Consider the following 2,770-nt stretch of genomic DNA (forward strand, 5'->3'; position numbering starts at 1 on the left):
CCCTTGATTCAAGTAAGCTCGCCTTCAATAAAGTAGCTGTGTTTTAGGTTTAACTATGAATGTGATATAGGGGGTGATGGTGGGAGTGTCGTTGTTATTTATGTATAAATATAAAAAACTACCCGAAAGTGGTTTGGAGCGAAAAAACAGTCCAAATTAGTCTTATCTATGATCAGGCGATTAACTGAATCATTTTAATTACTGCTTGGATAGTTTGGAATGATGGGATCTTGTTCTAAGACTTGGGATTGTATAAAGACAAATCGGTTCTATTATCAAACTCACATGATGTTAAACCTACCATTGCATACTTAGATTGCTTTTGTTGCACAGTGCAGCCTTTGTATTTAGTGATTTTAGGGCTATTTATGAGCTCCTGAAAAAATATTTCAGGGTTGTCTGCTCCGCTTATTTCTAATATTTGATATACGACAGCTTTGTTAAGTTTATTAAATGGATCAAGAGGTTGATATTTTCCAGCTAAGGTAAACCTCTTCACAAAATATTTATTATTCACTTTATCCAGTGAGTAATCTAAGATAGTGCCATCATCATATTGAATGACAACAAAAAAGCCATATGCCGTTTCGTCAAACTGTTTACTATTTATTTGGTTTAAATTATAGTCTTTGTGGAATAATTTTTTAGTTTTTTTTACATTTTCGTCAGGCAAAAAAAACGGTTCATGGGCTTGTTTTGCAGGTGTTCTCGTAATAAGCGGAGCCCAATCTGTTGTATTGATATCCTGTTGTATATGGGGTTCAGTATTAGAGACTAATACGCTCTCAGCGCTATTCTGTTTATCCAGTGTTACAGTGGATTTGACTGCTTTACCTGAATCTAGAGTGAGTGAGTCTGAAGAGGTAGCATCACAAGCAGTAAGTAAGGTAGTAATCACTATAGTAAGTGCGAGCTTTATTCTTTTCATATAAACCTCTTATAGTTTGTATACACTGGGATCTTTTTGCATGAGATACCACTCATACCTTGCAAATGAGATACGTGAATTTGGGTTGTTAGGCGCAATTCCTATTTGCCATCTAACTTCAATTATTTATAACGGTTTAATTAACTTTATCTGTTCGGGCGGGATAGACGTTTATGCCTGAGAAGGTTGTAGGTAGTAGTTTAGACTCAACTAAACTATTTATTTCATTTATTGACGTATCTTTAACGTTAAGATCAATGTGCACGTTAGGATCATCTTTTAATTCGTAGATAAATTTAGCATTATGCAGACTAGGGTTATTAAGAGACTTTGTGACTTGATAATTCAGATAATTAAGCTTTATACCACCTAGGTTAAGAGGCATCTTAGCTGATTTAATATCTTTACTATTTTCGCCAACAAAAATATATATACTATCAACAATATTTACATTGCTTGGATGTACAATTATTGTGGTAGTGACTTTTTCTGTATTAAAGTAGAATCTCCATTCTTTTTTAGTTTTTGGGGTGAAAGGATTATATACTCCAAGATTAGGCAGTTCTGAGACCATATCTGATTGTCGAGAAACTAACCTAATTGCAGCTTTTATTGTCTCTAATACATCATCATTCTTATAGCCAGTCACTAGCTGTGTACTGCCTGCCTGTATCAATGCGTCATGTAATGCTATTTCATCTTGCATAATAGGCTCCTGATTTTTGGTATTTTCTGCCATTCCACAGCTTGTTAAGAAACACATAGCTAAAATAGCTAGAGCAACTTTTATCATTTGCAAGCTCCCGATATGTACGATTTTTTTAGACTAATATAGGTCAGAATGATATGAAAGATTCTGAATACCATTAGGCACATTGTCCTTTTCCTTTAGTTGCCATTCTTTCTCAAGATATATAGATCCTGATCTAACTCCGTAATAATTATATAATTTTGCAGCCCCGTACTTTTTCTTGAACTGAACATACCAAGAATAGGGGTTTACGAACATTGCTCCTGTAGCAGGTACCTTCCATCCATCAATATATGTAGGTTCAAATAAGAAATTAGCTGCTCCACTAGGTGTAGTGATATAGCCTTTGCCACTAGGTGTATCGATGCCTGCGTCATCTAAAACATCTTTTGCTGCTTCTGCACATGTATCGTTCATATAAGCAGTATACTTTTCCTCGCCTGATATCACCTTTTTCTTGAATTTATCAGCATGTTTCTTAATGGCTGAAAGCTGACTTTTACGTATTTTAAATTTATACAGTCTTGAGACTGTAGTTACGGGGTAATTAACAGTGCCAGAGCGCTTACCGCTAAATATGTCAATTCCTGCTTTTTCTTCTGCCTCTGTTGGGGTTGCTAATCCTTTAGGGCCAAAGCTATGTACAGTTACGATTTTCCCATTCTGTACTGTGAAGAAAAAGGCATGTCCATAATTAATATTGAGATTTTGAGTGTTATTTACAAAAGCAGTTGCTAAATAGTTAACTTCAAATCCAATAACTAAATAATATTGGTTTGAAATGACTTGAACCTGATTGTTACTAATCATAGGTAAAGTACGACTGAGGCTGTTATATTTATATCCCACTACTTACTCTCCTCATTCTCGACTTGCCAAGGAAGCTCTAAATGAATTTCGATTTCATCTTTATTGTCAGAATGGAAGCGTTCCGACCAACCGTCTTTATCAGTCACTCCATTGAACTCCTCGCCTGTACGTTTATTTATAGCGGTATAATGCGTGTTGGCATAAGGCTCTTTTTCATCGTTGATAAACTGGTAAGCCAAATTATAAACCCCATCCATCAGCGTCTTTTTCTCAGGAATTAT

3 protein-coding genes and 1 pseudogene are annotated in these 2,770 nt (G+C 35.3%); all 4 read right to left on the reverse strand.

Annotation, left to right across the window (positions count from 1 at the left end; all coding sequences use genetic code 11):
* Positions 1-235: 235 nt before the first annotated feature.
* Entirely contained in the window at positions 236-928 is a 693-nt protein-coding gene (locus tag ACT3SX_RS14635; protein ID WP_192520714.1) for a hypothetical protein, read from the reverse strand.
* Between the two features lie 136 nt (positions 929-1,064).
* Complete coding sequence (locus tag ACT3SX_RS14640) at positions 1,065-1,721, reverse strand: hypothetical protein (protein ID WP_192520716.1); 657 nt, start codon at positions 1,719-1,721, stop codon at positions 1,065-1,067.
* Between the two features lie 33 nt (positions 1,722-1,754).
* Positions 1,755-2,528 (reverse strand): hypothetical protein, encoded by a 774-nt coding sequence (locus ACT3SX_RS14645; protein ID WP_192520718.1) that lies wholly within the window; start codon positions 2,526-2,528, stop codon positions 1,755-1,757.
* Positions 2,528-2,770: pseudogene (locus tag ACT3SX_RS14650) on the reverse strand (hypothetical protein); the annotation flags it as partial. The pseudogene ACT3SX_RS14650 and the gene ACT3SX_RS14645, both read right to left, overlap by 1 nt.

The sequence above is a fragment of the Psychrobacter sp. AOP31-B2-9 genome (assembly GCF_052378005.1).
In the GTDB taxonomy this organism is placed as follows: domain Bacteria; phylum Pseudomonadota; class Gammaproteobacteria; order Pseudomonadales; family Moraxellaceae; genus Psychrobacter.